Origin of the sequence: Methylomonas sp. HYX-M1, from assembly GCF_040741385.1 — a bacterium.
Taxonomy (GTDB): domain Bacteria; phylum Pseudomonadota; class Gammaproteobacteria; order Methylococcales; family Methylomonadaceae; genus Methylomonas; species Methylomonas rhizoryzae.
Window position 1 is genome coordinate 4,020,475 of sequence record NZ_CP160405.1, and the last position, 16,431, is coordinate 4,036,905.

The window sequence follows — 16,431 nt, forward strand, 5'->3', positions numbered from 1 at the left end:
GTTGTTTGGCCGCAGGCTAAACGGAACGATGGAATACCTCATTTTTAGGGAGAACTGCTATGTTGCGCTATTCAATGATTCCAGTAATAACCACCGCCTTACTACTCGGCGGCTGCGCTAGTTTGCCGGACGGCCCCAGCGTAATGGCGCTAGCCGGCCACGGTAAAAGCTATGAACAATTTCGCAGCGACGACTATGTCTGCCAGCAATATGCCCTGATGCAAGTGGGCGGCGTAACCCCCAATCAAGCCGCAACGCAAAGCGGACTGAGCTCGGCCGCAGCCGGTACCGTAGTCGGCGCGGCGGCCGGCGCAGCCTTGGGCGGCGGCACGGGCGCGGCGATAGGCGCCGGAACGGGATTGGTAACCGGCAGCGCGGTAGGTACCGGCATGGCAAGCAGTTCAATGTCCGCCACCCAACAACGCTACGACATGACGTACATCCAATGTATGTACGCCAAAGGCCACCGGGTGCCGGTAAACGGGCAGTTTTCGGCGCCGCAAACGCCCAAACCGATTTCCGCACCTGCAGCCAACCTTCCGCCGCCGCCCGCCGGCACGCCGCCCGAACCGCCGTCGCAGTAACGCCGCCCGCACCCTTAGTCAATTTTCAGCATCCTCACTGTGAACGGCCTGCAGCAACGCTCGATCCGTATAGAGCGGCCGACCTTGGCCCTTAAGTTAATCGAACAAGCCTGGCGCCTAAAACTCGGATTGGAACAAAAATTCGCACAAAACAACGCCGCTTCGGATATCGGCCAAAGCGGCGTGTCGCGCTTGCCGCAACGCAAGATCGATCAACTCAGCCACCTGCACACCAAAGCCCACATCCGCTACCTACGTCGCCTGCAAGGCGTTTGGTATTAACGCGGCCCGGCATTGGAATTTCCGATAGGCTAAGGATTTGGTCAAAAATAATGCCCCTAATTGATAACAGTGTGATAGAGCGAATAAATTCGCCCCCTACCTTATAAAACAAGCTATCAACGAAATCCCGGCTTTGCGGTGATGTGAAATTGTCGGCACGGTGGTATCGTGTGCAGCGCCGATTGAATTGGAGTAGCCGCACGCCTCCCACAAAGCCTTGTTGCGGCAAAACTACCCAACCCTGCTAAGTTTCGATTCGCCATGCTGCCTAAAAACCTAGAAGAACTCAACGAAATCCGTAGCGAATGCTACACGATGGTCACCACGCGGGCCTCCGTCTCGGCCGGTTCGTCCTTGCTTCCCACCCCCGGCATCGACATCGCGGCGGACGTCGCGATATTGATGGAGCTCATTCCGGCGATTAACCGGAAATTCGGGCTAAGCAGCGAACAAATAAAGGGTTACGATCCTGTGACCAAACAAATCGTTTTTCAAGTCGTTAAAGGCGCCGGACTGGCCATGATAGGCGCGGAAGTCACAAAAACCGTCGCCATGCAAACCCTCACCAAAGTAGCCGGGCGCACAGCCGGAAAGCAAGTGCTGAAATTCGTACCCATCATCGGTTGGGCGGCCAACGCTGCGGTCGGATTCGGAGCCATGAAATTTGTAGGCAATTCGCACGTGGACGACTGCTACACCGTCTGCAAAAGACTCATTTCGGTCAAAAGCCTACCGTAACATGCCTGCCACTCTCCGAAAACCGGGGACAAGATTGAGCTCAAGCGATTTCCGCCCGTTCTCTCCCGCCCCACGCAACCTAGCTCAATCGATGCAACCACCCTCCGGCCTATGAGAACCTGGCGGATGCTATACGACATCGCCGGCAACGACCGCACCGATTTCACTCCGTTTTTATATGTCGCCGGCGCCATGTTGCTGCTTGCGCTACTGTTTCAACTACGCGCGCACCGCCGCCGGCAGAGCTCCGGCAGCGCCAAAGTCATCGCCGTATTTGCCACGCTGATAGGCGGCTTGGGTTACGGCATCAATACCTGGGATCAACAACGCCTGATCGGCAGGCTTTCCGGCGGCGACTATCTCATCGCCGAGGGCCTTATCGCGAACCACCAACAATGGGAGCAAGAACTAGCGCGCGGCAAAGACGGCCGGCGCCGCTATGACCGTTGGGAAATCGTTTACGTCGCCGGCATCGCTTTTATCTGGTCCCCCGGCGCGCAAGAACCGGCGTTTACCAACGCACAGCAGCCGCCTATCGACATTCGCGACGGTCTACCGGTGCGTATATCCTACGTGGAAGACGTGGCAGGCGAAGCTCATCAACGCCGTATCCTGCGCTGGGAAATAGCCGAACCTTTCGGTGGCCAGGCCGCCGCGCCATGAGGCACAACGGCCCGCTTTGCAAGCCTGTGGTCAAATCAGGCGCATACCGTTAGAATCCGGCAAAAAATCACTTGCCCGGCATCATGGATAAGCAACTTTTTCTCTACGACACCGAAGGTTTGCATCGGCTTTGTTCCGACGAGTTGGTCAAGCAAGGCTTGCGCTATTTCACCGATAACCGGGTTATCGGCGTCGGCGTCAAAGACGGCAGCCTGGAAGCCCAAGTCGAAGACGAAAACGGCGAACAATATTGGCTGAGGTCATACGAAGCCGATGAGCGCTTGGAGGTGGACTGCGATTGCCGCTCGACAAACGGTATGTGCGTGCATGCCGTCGCCGCACTATACGCCTACGCCGATCAATATGCCCCTATCGAATCCGGCAGCTTGAACAGCGCTTTGGACGAAGCGATTCAAGAACGCATCAAAAAAGGCCGCAACGAAGTCAAGGTCAAGCTGATCAGCGGCAATCCGGGTTTCGGCACTTGGCAGGCAAGCTCTTTAGTATCCGCCAGCCATTGGCAGCGCTCCTACCAAGTGCACATTCGCTCCTTGGATTAGCGCGTCAATTATTGCACCTGCCCGGATCTGGCAAGCAACCGGCTGGGCACCTGCAAACATATCGAAGCGGTGCTGCACTTTGCCCGCAAACATCGCGACTATCAGCGCTTAAAAGCCGCCGGCTGCCCGGTGTCCTTCGTCTACTTGGCCTGGGAATCGGCCACCCTGCCTATTCTGCGCTTACAGCGCCGTCCCGATTTGCCGACGGACTCAAGCACACGGCTGACGGAGTTTTTCGATGAGCAAGACCGCTTTACCGGCCGACTTCCGGAAGACTTTTACCGTTTGGAACAGCTGGTCTACGGCCGCGACGATTTCCAACTCGGCGACGATGCGAAACGCTATGTACAGCAATACGCCGAAGACGCGGCGACTGCATTACGTGGCCAGGAAATCAGCCGGCAAATCAAGCAAAGCAACGGGATTTTGCCGGGTTTGAAAGTCAAACTGTTTCCGTACCAAGTCGACGGCGTCGCGTTTTTGGCCTCGCGCGGCCGGGCGCTATTGGCCGACGACATGGGATTGGGCAAAACCCTGCAAGCATTCAAACCGCCTTCGGAACGCGCATAGAACGCATTCTAGGTAAGGCCGGCGGCTTGCTGGTCGTGGTGCAACATTGGCAGGATGACGACGAAAGCACGGCGCAAAGCCTGTCCGGCAAGCTACCGGTAGCCGTGATCGACCGCCGCACTTGGCGCAGCCTGCAACGCTTGGGTGCGGCGTCGCCGTTGGCCGCCGGTCAAGCGCTATACGAAGCTGCCGCCGACGCGCCTATTGCCAACCCTTTGCACGCCATAGCCGCACAAAAACTGCGTTCCGCGCAAGTCTTGCTGGAACAGCAATACCCGGCCGGCGTAATGGATTTGCTGGCGGCGGCGTTAATCGCCAAAACCGCCACCGAAGCCACCGTCTATATGCAGACATTGTGCCTAGCGGCCTGCTTACGGCCGAACAAGCAGCCACGGTATTGCGCATCGCCGCCTTGAGTCTATCCGGCCAACTCGATGAAAGCTTGATCCGCCAAGCGGCGGCGGATTGCGCCGCTTGGTTTGCCGAATCCTAGCCAATATGGGCATCGAGCGTTAAAGGTCCGGCAACGCGGCCAGCTTAGGCGGAGTGAAGAGAAAATAAGGCTATTTGCATTCTGAGCTTGGAATCAAAGCCACTGGGATGTAATGTTAAGTCCAGTTTGGTTAGGTTGGATTTCAGTGCGCGGAAAATCCACCGTTTGGTAGGGCAGGATCGTCTTGTCCCGACTCCTATGTATAGTGCCCAACTATGAATAGAAGCGATTTATTTTGATCTGCATCCTACGTGTTATTAGCGATTACCAGCAGAGCGCTATACATAGTTTTGATGCTTTTAAAACTGAGTCGATTCATTTCTAGCCGGTTGATAACTAGAAACGGAGTTGGTGCATGGCAATATTCAACCAAACGAAGCATAAAACCATCAACAAAGGCTGCCAATTGGCACTCAAGCAGGCAAGTGTAAATGTGTTAGTCGGCAAGGATCATTGAATTTTCTGAAGTGAAGAAATTTTCACATCAAAACCCTTGCAAAATTATGTAAAGCTTTTTAGCCAAGGATTGGCTGAAAGACCAGTAAAATCAGACTTTGCCACCGATCGCAATATACGGCTACTCATAGTTGGGCACTATACATAGGGGTCGCTATGGATAGCTATCCATAGCGACCCATTGCAGCCTATCGTCTAATCTGATTCAATGACCGCAGTTTGATGTTTACCAGTCATGTCTACTAGGTTCCGATGATATACAGAAGGGAAAATCGCATGTTAATCAATAAATTATCGGTTCTAGGAATGATTTTCGGTAGATATACAGAACTATCTAATTACTAGTTAGGCATACGGAGGTTATGTGCCAGTAATTAAATATCCATATTCATGTGATGTGAACACTATTTTCGAATTTTGCAACGAAATTGAACAGTATTGTGAAGAGAATGAAGTCGTAATCGATTTTTCCAATATGGGTCGGATTGAACCATTTACCATAGTCTATGTTGCAAAGTATATTCGTGAGTTCAATCGCCGAAATAAGGATACGGTCGTTTCCTGTAGAGGACACAAAACTAAAGACTATGCAGCTAATATGGCATTTTTTCGGGCATTTGGTCTCAGGCACGGTAGAGAACCTAATTGCGTAGATGGCAATGACCGATTTGTGCCTTACACCATCCTTCGCATTCAAACAATTGTAGATGAAGCCACAAAAGAGTGGGAAGTAGAGCAAGAGATCATTGAGCGAAGGTCAGCGCATCTAGCAGAGATATTGGCACAGCAAAATAGTGGAAACCTTGTTGATGCACTAACATTTTCTATACGTGAAATTATGCGTAACGTATACGAGCATAGTAAATCGAAGAGTATTGAGTACTGTGCTCAATACTGGCCCTATTACAGCAAAGTAGAAATTGCGATTGTCGATCATGGAATAGGCCTTAAAGCTTCACTAAAAAACAACCCCCATGTCCAGATAGCAACCCATAGTGATGCTATCCAACAGGCATTAATGCCTGCAATATCAAGCAAGAACTACAAAGGAGCGATCGTTGATACAAATGACCCTTGGCATAACTCAGGTTTTGGTCTTTATATGATTAATAGAATTTGTCGCCTTGGGGGTAGTTTTTTAATTTGTTCTGGCGACCACGGAATTCAGCTTGATGAAAATGGAAAAGAGCATATTGATTTACCTCATTTATGCAGAGGTACAGCGGTTAGAATGGTTCTGAATACCGGCAAACTTGCTGAGTTAAATTCCATGCTGGCAAAATTTAGAAATGATGGGTACGAAATTGCCAAGCAAATTAAAGGGGTTGGAATGTATGAGGCCTCCGCTGCATCACAAATGCTATCGCGGGATTTTGAGAAAAATGCCTAACCAGCGTATTAACTTGACCCCAAAAAGCTCCGCGGCTATCGCCGCTCCGCTTTTTGAGTCAAGTTATACTTGGCGTTAGAGCTCTGAGGCCCATCGGAAGCATTTGGATGACTAAGTACATTATTGATTGCAAGGATATTCAATCGAAAGTTGATTTTTGGAATTTATATCTAGAAGTTGTCGACCCGGATGGAGCAGAGTATTTTGGAAAAAATCTGGATGCACTCTGGGACGCTTTGCACGCGGGTGGTCCCGGTTTTCCGGGGGAAGAAGAATGTACTATAAAGGTAATAAATACTGCCACACTGAAACAAATAGAAGACGGAATATTTTATGATCATCTGAAACAAATTTCTTACGATCTAAAATCTGATCCTGGATGTCAAATTTCTTTTAAGGTCGAGTGAGATGGAAGAATGCTCTAACAATTTTGTCCAGCCGACGCTTTGGCCTACGTTCCGTTTTGGGGTGGCTACGCCACTTTACCCCAAAACTCCACTTCAGCCAAAGCGCGGCTGACAAAGGCGTTAGCTGTTTGCGGAATGTATGCCAAAGTACAATTACAAAAATTGCCAATCTCTTTTCGGATATTCCGCGGAGGTACACATACGGTGTAAGGGTAAGTGTCAGCTATGTGGTTGTGGTGGAGAGCCATTAAATTTTGATCTTTGGCGTCAAATGACAGTAGAACATTTAATCGGAAAATCACAAGGCGGCTATCTGAAACAAATTCGGTGAGGAAGTGAAAGATAAATTCCCTTTTTTCTCAGGCGCTGAAATTGAATCTTTAGCAAAAGAAATCGAGGCGCTTAATACGGTAACAGCGTGTCAATTTTGCAATTCAACTACAAGTAGAGATGTAAGCGAAATATCAATGCATGAGCTGTTTTTAAAATCAGAACCAAACCGTAAATCGGTTTTAGAGAATATAACTCAGGCATGCGCTGCGATTTTGAAACGAAAGCAAGATGCTGTGAAGTGGAAATTAGAATCAGTAGAGGAAGCATTTTATGAGCAGGTCGTTTCAAAAATGGGCGACAGCTAACAACCGCATTAACTCCGACCTTCGCCGCGATGCGGCTCAGTCGGGTTATGCGGAACGTTATGCGTCTTAACTCATGAGCAAACTGATCCTCGACTACCTGAAATCTGGCGTAGAGTCCTTCCCCGACTCCAATTACGGTGAGGGCTTTCGCTGTAGCGCTTACCTGAAGGACGGCACGTACCTACCGTGCGTAATGCTGAGAAAATGCGGCCCTATCGTCGAGCTCGCGATTCGGCGGTTTGAGCAGGAGAAGAAGGGCAAGGGCATCTTCCGCTCAGGCAACGGCTACGAATCAATCGTCAAGAGCTTTGTGGCTTCTGGCAACCGCGTAAATCACTACGACATCGAGCGTGTCCAACCAAGTAGATTCGCTATCCCTCTTGCGCTACTGAAGAAGATCGAAGGCGAAACAACCATGGGGTGGACTGGGTTCGTCTTTGAAATGCAGGATGGAAAATTGTTTTCCTATGGAACGTCGTTTGGCGTGGAGTTCTTCGGTCTTCCAGACGGTTACGGTTTCGAGAACGTGGTTGCGGTCCACAACCACGCCTATATTTCGCCTACTGGGGCGCTTAGTCCTCTTGCGGTGGGGATGGGAGCGCAGCCCGACGGCTACGATCGATCGCTAGTGTTCCGTGAACGACCGTATTTTGTTTGCTACTACGATGCTTAGTCCGGCGACGCATAACGATTGCGTGAACGTGACCGGTTTTCTGCTGGCGCTCCAAACCGGCCCGTTACGCTGGCGTTAGCCATTTTCAATCGTAAGGAACCCGTATGCCCTTTGATGAAGGATTGGCCGAGAGAGTTCGCGATATCTTACGCCCGGATCGACACATTATTGAGAAAAAAATGTTCGGTGGACTGGCCTTCATGTCCGGTGGCTACATGTTCGTTGGTATCTCGGGTGAAGTTTTGATGGCAAGAGTCGGCCCCGCAAACTATGAGGAGGCACTCTCACAGCCTCATGTCCGAGAAATGGATTTCACTGGCAAACCGATGAAAGGGTATGTATTTGTCGATCCGCCGGGTTTTCAAAACGACTCAGACCTTTCTAATTGGGTCACCCAATGTCATCGTTTCGTCAAATCTCTTCCACCGAAAAAACAAAAGGAACCTTCAAGATGAACAAGTGTTTCTTGGCTGTCTTGGCGTACATGCTCCCAACTTTCCCTCTCGGATTCTTCTGGCACCTGACCATTTTTGCCGATTACTACCAATCCCTGCATGTCTATCGTGATGACGTAATCATTCCCTTCGGCATCGCGTCTATGCTCATCCAAGGGGTAATTTGGTCAATCGTGTACGAACGGCTGTTTGCGGGAGAATCAATCGTCAAAGGCGCGCTCAAATTCGCAGCTCTCGCATGTCCGCTAGCGTGGAGTTTCATGGTTCTTGCTGTCAGCGCCAAGCACATCATGTCGTCGGTCAGTGGCTACTTGGCTATAGAAACTGCATTTGTCTTACTGCATTACGCTGTCGTCAGTCCGCTAATCGCGGCAGTCTATGCGCGAAAGGGCTAACCGGACGTTCCAGCGGACCTGCGCAAAAAGCAGCGCAGGCCGCTGAACTACACGTGTGTGCCGGGCATGGCACGTTACTATGTCGGTGAAAGTCCGGCAGCCAGGTGTTCGTAGAGCCGAAGGCTAGGGAAACGGCAAGGGCGTTGTCGCGAGGCAAGGTCTGGAAGAAGCCGCACCCAAAGCTGCGGGGCGATGACAAAATCGTTGGGAACGATTTTGAACGCACAACGTGCGGCCCGCAAGGTGAGCATCAGGAAGATGCGAATAGCAAGAACCGGATATGAGGCGTGATACATCCGGGGCGAGCGGGCACGTGACCGCGAAGCCCTCGGCTTTGGCTTCCTGCGTCGCCCTAATGGGAGCCCCAGTTTCACCGGGATAGTTTCGGCTTTCGCCCGAACCGTTCGGCGCACCAAGCGGTACGCAAGCTGCAAGCGGATATTCGCCAAGGCTACCGCTGGGTGGTTGACCTGGATTTACAGGCGTTCTTTGACCGCGTCAACCATGACCGGCTCATGGCCAAGCTGAAAAGCCAAGTCTCTGATCCAGCCTTGCTGCGCTTGATCAACCGCTACCTGAAGACAGGCATCCAAGTTGGAGATACGTTGCAACCTTGCAAAATGGGTGTTCCGCAAGGTGGGCCGTTGTCACCGCTGTTAGCCAACATCGTACTGAATGAATTGGATTGGGAACTGGAGCGGCGCGGCCACCGTTTTGCCCGCTACGCTGATGACTGCAACATCGTCGTCAAAAGTCAGCGTGCGGGCGAGAGGGTGATGGCAAGCGTGACACGCTGGCTGAGTGACAGGCTGAAGCTCACCGTCAATCCGCTCAAAAGCGCGGTGGATCGCCCTTATAACCGAAAGTTTTTTGAGCTTCACCGTCAGTCGCAACGGGAGTAAACTGAAAGTGGCCGATCAGGCTATGGACAAACTCAAAGACCGTATCCGCGAACTGACCCGTCGTACCCGAGGCCGCCGTTTGGAACAGATCGTTGCAGAATTAAGAAAAGCCCTGCTTGGTTGGACAGGTTTTTGCTCCTGCAAAACCTGCATTCCCGCCATCCATGGCGGTCAAAGCAACTTCGGCATTGCCGAAGTGATGAGCCCGCTGCGCGACATCGACAAATGGATACGACGGAAGCTACGCTGCCATCTCTGGAAACAATGGGGTCGAGCCGGCTACCGGGAATTGCGCAAACGCGGAGTCTCCGTGCGAGAAGCGTGGAACACCAGCAAAAGTGCGCATGGCCCGTGGCGCCTATCGAAGACCCCGGCGTTATCGCTGGCTTTGCCGGCGAGGACTTTTGCACAAATGGGGCTGCCCGCCTTGGCGGAGCGGCAGGTATGAATCATCGAACCGCCGTGTACGTGATCCGTATGCCCGGTGGTGTGGGAGGGAGGAGCCGCGAGGCTTCTTCCTATCCCGATTAGCAGCCATGAACCAAATTGTCTTTTTCGGAATCGAAGCTACTCTGGTAGCAGCGCTCCCTGTCGCCTTTGTCATCACCGGCATTTTTGCCAAGCATGCTTCGCAGCATACGCGCAGACTCATCGTAGCCTCTGTTATCTCCCTTGCCGCTATTGCGGCGCTGTGGTTTGCCGGTGTATCAATGCGGTGGATTGAGGCAGATATATTTGTTCTCTTCATCGCTTCTGTTTTCTATTCGTCTATATTTATGTTCGCTTTTCGCATCATACCTATTGCGCCACGAATCGTGGCTGTTGTTGTCTTAGGGAGCCCCATCGTTCTTGGGTATGCAATTGGTACAGTAGGGATTCTCGCGTTGATGTTCATCGCTGGTGACTTAGGTTCTTCTGTTGAGATGAATACAAAAACAGGCCTCCTGTGTCGAGCGGAACCGTTTGGAAACGTCACTACTGATGTCAATGGCTACTTAACTAAGTTGGTTCGTCCAATGGGTTTTCTGGAAAGAAATGTTTTCGAGGCGCGCTTTGTGGACCCCATTACACCCGAAGAAGCATGTTTTCGGGCGAGCGTTAAATATGGCAGCTAACAATCGCGTTAACTCGGACGCCAGAAAGCTACGTTGCGCTCCGCTTCCTGGCGCCGGTTACGCGAAACGTTATGTTTCTCGGAGCGAAATACCATGAGTATGGATATAAATGTATTTCTAAATGAGTTGGACGATTCAATCGTTCCAATTTGGTTAGAAAAAATGCAAGAGCTCGGCATGTCTTGCCAAATTCATCCCGAGTTCTCGTTTCGCACGCATTCGGGGTTTTTGCCTTTTAAAATCAATATACGGGACCATTCTCACCCTGACTTAATAGGCAAAGATTACTATGCAGGGTTTGAGTTCTATTACGACCATTTCGATGTCAATAAGCATATAAAGCAGCCTAAGCAATCATGGATAGATAAACTCTTGAGAAAACCAGTACCCGTTGCATATTTCGCTAATGCGGAAATAGATCAACGGCTTAAAAAATGCACGAAATCAACCTTATTCAATTTTGGCTCATCGGACACTTTTGATCTGAGAATGGCGTTACTTGCATCTGCAACACTTACCGAGATAGCGAAAGGTATCTGCTGGCAAGCGTTTTCAGACGCATGGCCTAGTAGTGATACGATAGTTTCCCAAGCACTTAATGAAGTGTGCGAGTATGAAAAATCATTAACGCCTAAAGACTTCAAAGTGCATGAATTCAAAGGATGGATATGAAAAAACATAACGATTGCGTCAACGTGACCGGTTTTCCGCTGGCGCTCCAAACCGGCCCGTTACGCTGGCGTTAGGCGTCACCAAATGCCGGACCACGAAATCACCATCGACTTACCCGAGCCGCACTACACGCTGTTCAACTCCAAGCGAGACGGGCTTCCCGAGGTAATCGTGGTCAACGATGCGTTGCTCGCCTTCCAGCACACAGCGATCTTCCCTTGGCACCTCTGCATCACGATAGAAGCCGAGGAACTAATCGAGAACGGCATGCCGTCGGAAAAAGGAGAGCAAACTCCTGTTCGATCTGGGCGACGAGATCGAATCCGTTGTTCTCAAGGGGCGAACCGAACAAGGAGCTGAGAACGCAATGTTCCTGGCTCGAAGCACCTGGAATGAGGCGCGTGAACTGATGTTCCAAGTCCATGATCCAGAGGTCGCTCATACCGAACTCCAAACCCTTCTTCACAGCCGCACATGGCAGCGGCAATGGAACTATCGAATGGAGAATGACCCCGAGTGGGAGAAGGCATCCTTCGTCTTCCAACTCTTTCCTCAGGCGCGTGGCTGTGACGCCTAACCCTTCCATCGAGCTGACATGCCCCGGCAAGCCGGGTCATGCAGCTCATGTCAAACGTTATGCAGAGGAATTGCCATGGTGAAAATTATTGGACTTATCATTGGCTTGCTATTTGGCACGACTTCAATGGCGCATGAGCAAATAGGCTTTAAAGTTAATATTCCTGATTCGTGGAAGTTAGTGACATATTCCGCCGACGATAACTTGTGGGCGTATGAGTCAAATGATGGAAATCATCGGCTTACTGTGTCAGTTCTCTACTACTCTAAAGAACCCGCTCATGCCCAGCAGAGACAGTTTCTCGATGACTTCCTGAAAACGAGACAAGAACAGTCCGCTAATATCGCAACCAACGTTAACTTTAGCGAAATCGCAGTTCAAGAGCATAAGTCAGCTTGGGTAGCAAAGTATAACGAGACTTCCCCCAATGGCAGAATTGCTACAACTAAAGCGATATCTTCGAAAATAGGCATTGCAAATTTCTATTTAGAGTCATTCTCTACTTATGAATCCCATGAAGAAGTAAGTAACATCATATTGTCCACAACTGGATTTGCTAGCTAAATGCATAACGATTGTGTCAACGTGATCGGTTTTCCGCTGACGCTACAAACCGGCCCGTTACACTGGCGTTAAACAAGCAATGTCTGATCTAAACCAGCCATTCAACAATCAACCCCGACTGACGTGGTTTTGGCCGATAACGGCCATTACTCCCAACCAACTTTTACACATAACAAGTTATTGCGCCCAGCTACAATCCAACCGTGTTTTGCTCAAAACGGTGCAGTCTGAAAACATGAGTCGAGCTGCTTTCCTATCCTAGAATGCAGATAGCCGAAAATAATTTCCCGGTTTGCGGGATTGCATCACTAAATGACGCCGCATTCTTGTTCCCACTGCGTGGCAGTTGGATAAAGGACCGGTCAGACGGAATGAACAGCCCTGTGCCTTAACTGCCTCTTCACCGTGAGACATATCTTTTGTGTTAGTCTATTTCGGCTCTAATCGACAGTTTTCGGCTACCGCCGCAAACGCGTTGCCTTTTTCGGCATGCTGCGGCAAAAATCAACCGTCATTCGCTGCCGACATTTCAATTTCCGCAACCAGCACCTAAAAGAACGCAATGAATGTCTCCGGGAATAAACCACATGTTCAATAGTCAATCCGATGTTCAAGCGTGTTTCACTTTGTTGGACGAATACGAAAAAGGGATTTCCAAATCCATTGCCCGTTACATTCTATCCGGAGACAATCACGCTATCCCGGCGCATTTGGGGCAATTCAGCCGCGAACAATTGCAAACGGCCGCAGTTTCCGCACCGCGCTATCACTACGGGTATTACCAACTGGGTGCGGAACATCAAAAGAAAGCCACCAAGGTATACGAAAACTTCGAAAAACTGTATCGCTCCGACCTCTTGGCTGATATCGAAATAGCCCGACGCTTGGGCGTGGTCATGGCCGCCTGCGCCGATATGAACAACATCCGTCGACATTATCTGGCGGAAGTACCGGATTGGTTTGCGGTCTTGGTTTCCGAGCTGAATATGTTGCATGCCTTCGCCGGGGATCGCGCCGAACTGGCGCAGCATTACGATCAACGCTGGTTTTTATTGTTGACCCGGCAAAACGATTTGGACGTCGCACAGTGGATGCCGGTTTTGCTGGAACGCAGAGAAAACGAATGGAATTGCGGTTTCGTTAAAAAATTGGCGTCGCGCTTCGACTGGCCGGCATTGCTGCAAGACCCCGACCTTAGCGCTACCTTGGCGGCACTACACTATTCGGGCCGCGTAGTGCTGGCGGAGTGCTTGTTGCCGCAACAAAATTTGGATGCCGTGCTGGCGGTCGTGGTTTCTTTGCTTTGCGACAAAAGCAAACAAGTGCGGCAAACGGCTCTACCGTTGATACCGAAATTGAGCGCGGAAAAATTGTTGGCCTACTTGGATGCGCATTACCTTGGTTTCGACAACGCAGCGCGTAAAACATTGGTGCCGACGTTACCGGTCATGATCGGCGACGAAGCGGTCGACTTATTGAAAAAGTGGCAAAGCAGCGAACCCAGCAAGGCCATACAAGAAACCATCGGCCAGGCTTTGGCGAACAAGGCGGCGGCCCGGCAAACCGCCGATGCCGAGTTGGAACTGCCGGAATGGAGTCCGTTGGAATCGGAAGCACCCATCGGCAAACATTGGCTCGACACATTAACGGACCAGTACGCCAAATCGCTCAAAGCCTACGAGCGCGCCGCCGAAGCAGAGCGGACCGGAAACCTCGCTCAAAAAACCCAGTACGACTGGCAACAAAAAAACTATAAGAGCTGGCTGGCTTATAAAGCCGACCACATCAAACGCGACTTGGATAAATTGTTGGGCGCTTCGACCGAGTTAGGCTTAAGCGAACGAATTCGGCAAAGCGTCGGGCAATTGACCGGCCAACAATCGGATAGCGATTTTAAAAAGCTCAAGGAATTGTGCTTGAAAGCCGATTTGTTTGCCGATGCCGACTTCAAAGCCGTCCATTTAGTCCGTTTTTTTCAAGGAAATATCGAGATGACCCAAGCCAGGCAATGGTTTACCGCCCATCCCGGCGTCATTACCGATTTACGCCAGTTGGCGCAGCTGGTCCGTACACAAGCAGGCGACATTCGCAAATTGGCGCAATGGCTGTTGATTCATTATTGGAACACCGATGCGAGCTTGCCCGATACTTACGGCATGGCGATCTGGCCGTTTTTTGCCGAGAACGAAGACTATCTCAAAGAAGCCTTTGGTCTGCTGGAAAGCCGGGAAGACAGATACCGCAAATTCGAACTCGCGCGCGGCATGGCCATCCTGGCGCAGTTCCCGGTGATTCCGGACATGTATCTGCAAGTGTTGTATCAACAAGCCTTGTCGCCCGCTAAAACCTACGGTCCGTTGGCACGGTCGATTTTAAGCGGCTACGGCATAGCGCCGCAGCGCATCATCGACGCCTTAAGCTCGGGAAAAGCCGACGAACGCATCGTCGCCGCCGACTGGATTGCCGAATTGAAGCTGAACCAGGCAATTCCGGCGCTGCAGACGGCCTTGAAAAAAGAAAAACATCCGGCGGCAACAGCCGTATTGCTTGGCACGCTGCATGACTTGGGCTGCAATATCAGCGCTTATCTGGCGCCGGCCACGATGTTGAAAGAAGCGCAGATCCATTTAAAACAAGCGCTGCCGAAAGGATTGTGCTGGTTTCCGTTCGACGCGCTGCCGGCACTCAAATGGCTTAGCGGCGAAGCGGTAGACCGGGACGTTTTGCAATGGTGGCTGGCATTGGCCTGCAAACTCAAACAACCCGAGGGCAATCCCTTGCTGGATTTGTACGTGCGGCAACTGGATGACCGGAGTCAAAAAGCCTTGGGCAATACCATACTGCATGCTTTCATCCGCCAGGACACCTTGAATCCGGGCGACGACGCGGCACATGCCCATGCCAAGCAGTACCATCAAGGGCTTTTCGATAGTTGGCAGCGTTGGGCAAAAAGCGACTGGGGCAAGCAATATGCGGATAAAACCTTGGATGACGCTTACCGCGAGTTATTCAACCAAAAAAAGGCCGAGTATTTAGGCTCGGCAATCGGCGAGAAAGGCATCCTGGCGCTGGCGGCTTATGCCGAGCCGGCCGATGCGGTGCTGGTCGTCAAACGATACATGAAGGACCATTACACCCGACGCGCACAAATCGAAGCCTTGCTGACCGCCTTGGCCAACAACAACGATCCGACTGTAATCCAGTTGCTGCTCGCCGTGGCCCGGCGCCACCGCACAAAATCCGTTCAGGAACGGGCCAACGAACTGGTTGCCGCCATTGCCGCCAGAAACGGCTGGAGCCACGACGAATTGGCGGACCGCACCATTCCTAGCGCGGGCTTCGAAAGCAACGGCACGCAACAACTGTCTTACGGTACGCGCAGTCTAATCCTGAAACTGAACAACGACCTAAGCCTCATTCTGGAAAACCAAGCCGGCAAAACCCTCAAGTCCTTGCCGGCCCCGCGCCAGGACGACGACGCCGAAGCGGTCAAACAGGCCAAGGCGGATTTTTCCAATAACAAGAAAGAACTGAAACAAGTGCTGGAAATGCAAACCCAGCGTTTGTACGAGGCGATGTGCGTCGGCCGTGTTTGGCAAGGTGCCGAATGGCGCGCTTACCTACTGGAACACCCGCTGATGCAGCGCTTGTTGCAACGCCTGGTTTGGCAAGTCGAGAGCGATGGGAAAACGCGCCGCTTACGGCCGACCGCCGAGCTGGAACTGATCGACCTGGATGACGAAACCTACGATTTGGCCGACGACGCCCGGATCAGCGTGGCCCATGCCGGCCAGTTGCCGCAAGAGGAAGCGAAAGCCTGGGCAAAGCATTTCAAGGACGAAAAATTGAAACCCTTGTTCGAGCAGTTCAGTCTGCCGCAACATGAACTGACCGATGCCGAACTCGCCGGCAAGCAATTGGATTACCATCAAGGCTGGATGACCGATGCCTTTACCCTGCGCGGCGTATTGACCAAGCGCGGCTACCAGCGGGCCGCGGCGGAAGACGGCGGCTTTTTCACTCACTATTACAAAGATTTCGCCTCCTTGAACACCCGCGTGACGATCGAATTCAGCGGCAATTGCCTGCCGGAGGAAAACGTCGCGGCGACTTTATTCCATCTGGCCTTCACAACCCCGGACCAACGCGGCTGGGTCAGCGAGGAAAGTTTTAAACCGCTGCACGCCATACCGGGCAGCTTACTTTACGAAGCCATGCTGGATTACGAAGCCGTTGCCGCCAAAGGCAGCTTCGATGCCGATTGGCGGCACAAATCGCCTTGGTGAGCGGGGGGTAA

The 16,431-nt window shown here is 51.6% G+C and carries 19 protein-coding genes and 1 pseudogene; all 20 read left to right on the top strand.

Going from position 1 to position 16,431, the window contains the following annotated elements; translation table 11 throughout:
• Positions 1–59 precede the first annotated feature (59 nt).
• The gene (locus AB0A83_RS18135; protein ID WP_150050847.1) at positions 60–584 is read left to right on the top strand and encodes a glycine zipper family protein; all 525 of its coding nucleotides are present in this window, start codon (positions 60–62) and stop codon (positions 582–584) included.
• Positions 585–623: 39 nt separating this feature from the next.
• Complete coding sequence (locus tag AB0A83_RS18140; protein ID WP_367154889.1) at positions 624–866, top strand: hypothetical protein; 243 nt, start codon at positions 624–626, stop codon at positions 864–866.
• Between the two features lie 261 nt (positions 867–1,127).
• Positions 1,128–1,604, top strand: coding sequence for a hypothetical protein (locus AB0A83_RS18145; protein ID WP_150050851.1), 477 nt, complete (start codon positions 1,128–1,130; stop codon positions 1,602–1,604).
• Between the two features lie 111 nt (positions 1,605–1,715).
• Positions 1,716–2,267 (top strand): hypothetical protein, encoded by a 552-nt coding sequence (locus AB0A83_RS18150; RefSeq protein ID WP_150050853.1) that lies wholly within the window; start codon positions 1,716–1,718, stop codon positions 2,265–2,267.
• Between the two features lie 83 nt (positions 2,268–2,350).
• The gene (locus AB0A83_RS18155) at positions 2,351–2,827 is read left to right on the top strand and encodes an SWIM zinc finger domain-containing protein (protein ID WP_367154890.1); all 477 of its coding nucleotides are present in this window, start codon (positions 2,351–2,353) and stop codon (positions 2,825–2,827) included.
• A gap of 69 nt (positions 2,828–2,896) precedes the next feature.
• The gene (locus AB0A83_RS18160; RefSeq protein WP_367154891.1) at positions 2,897–3,397 is read left to right on the top strand and encodes a hypothetical protein; all 501 of its coding nucleotides are present in this window, start codon (positions 2,897–2,899) and stop codon (positions 3,395–3,397) included.
• 26 nt (positions 3,398–3,423) lie between these two features.
• A complete protein-coding gene (locus tag AB0A83_RS18165; RefSeq protein ID WP_367154892.1) occupies positions 3,424–3,813 on the top strand; it encodes a hypothetical protein in 390 nt (129 codons plus the stop codon).
• A gap of 897 nt (positions 3,814–4,710) precedes the next feature.
• On the top strand, positions 4,711–5,736 hold the full coding sequence (locus AB0A83_RS18170) for a hypothetical protein (protein WP_367154893.1): 1,026 nt from the start codon (positions 4,711–4,713) through the stop codon (positions 5,734–5,736).
• A 107-nt stretch (positions 5,737–5,843) separates the two neighbouring features.
• Complete coding sequence (locus AB0A83_RS18175) at positions 5,844–6,143, top strand: barstar family protein (RefSeq protein WP_367154894.1); 300 nt, start codon at positions 5,844–5,846, stop codon at positions 6,141–6,143.
• A gap of 335 nt (positions 6,144–6,478) precedes the next feature.
• Positions 6,479–6,781 (top strand): hypothetical protein, encoded by a 303-nt coding sequence (locus AB0A83_RS18180; RefSeq protein ID WP_367154895.1) that lies wholly within the window; start codon positions 6,479–6,481, stop codon positions 6,779–6,781.
• A gap of 73 nt (positions 6,782–6,854) precedes the next feature.
• Positions 6,855–7,454 (top strand): hypothetical protein, encoded by a 600-nt coding sequence (locus AB0A83_RS18185; RefSeq protein WP_367154896.1) that lies wholly within the window; start codon positions 6,855–6,857, stop codon positions 7,452–7,454.
• Between the two features lie 104 nt (positions 7,455–7,558).
• On the top strand, positions 7,559–7,909 hold the full coding sequence (locus AB0A83_RS18190) for a TfoX/Sxy family protein (RefSeq protein WP_367154897.1): 351 nt from the start codon (positions 7,559–7,561) through the stop codon (positions 7,907–7,909).
• A complete protein-coding gene (locus AB0A83_RS18195) occupies positions 7,906–8,304 on the top strand; it encodes a hypothetical protein (RefSeq protein ID WP_367154898.1) in 399 nt (132 codons plus the stop codon). Before AB0A83_RS18190 ends, AB0A83_RS18195 begins: the two co-directional genes overlap by 4 nt.
• A gap of 374 nt (positions 8,305–8,678) precedes the next feature.
• Positions 8,679–9,206, top strand: a pseudogene (locus AB0A83_RS18200) (reverse transcriptase domain-containing protein); the annotation flags it as partial.
• A complete protein-coding gene (locus tag AB0A83_RS18205) occupies positions 9,175–9,654 on the top strand; it encodes a group II intron maturase-specific domain-containing protein (RefSeq protein WP_367154899.1) in 480 nt (159 codons plus the stop codon). The pseudogene AB0A83_RS18200 and the gene AB0A83_RS18205, both read left to right, overlap by 32 nt.
• Positions 9,655–9,742: 88 nt before the next feature.
• Positions 9,743–10,321 carry a hypothetical protein gene (locus AB0A83_RS18210; protein WP_367154900.1) on the top strand — a complete coding sequence of 193 codons (579 nt, stop codon included), beginning with the start codon at positions 9,743–9,745 and terminating at the stop codon, positions 10,319–10,321.
• Between the two features lie 93 nt (positions 10,322–10,414).
• Positions 10,415–10,993, top strand: a complete 579-nt coding sequence (locus AB0A83_RS18215; RefSeq protein ID WP_140913071.1) for a hypothetical protein — start codon at positions 10,415–10,417, stop codon at positions 10,991–10,993.
• 84 nt (positions 10,994–11,077) lie between these two features.
• Positions 11,078–11,353, top strand: coding sequence for a hypothetical protein (locus AB0A83_RS18220; protein ID WP_367154901.1), 276 nt, complete (start codon positions 11,078–11,080; stop codon positions 11,351–11,353).
• Between the two features lie 292 nt (positions 11,354–11,645).
• Positions 11,646–12,134 carry a hypothetical protein gene (locus AB0A83_RS18225; RefSeq protein WP_367154902.1) on the top strand — a complete coding sequence of 163 codons (489 nt, stop codon included), beginning with the start codon at positions 11,646–11,648 and terminating at the stop codon, positions 12,132–12,134.
• 587 nt (positions 12,135–12,721) lie between these two features.
• Positions 12,722–16,420: a DUF4132 domain-containing protein gene (locus tag AB0A83_RS18230; protein ID WP_367154903.1), complete on the top strand. Its 3,699-nt coding sequence runs from the start codon at positions 12,722–12,724 to the stop codon at positions 16,418–16,420.
• Positions 16,421–16,431 lie beyond the last annotated feature (11 nt).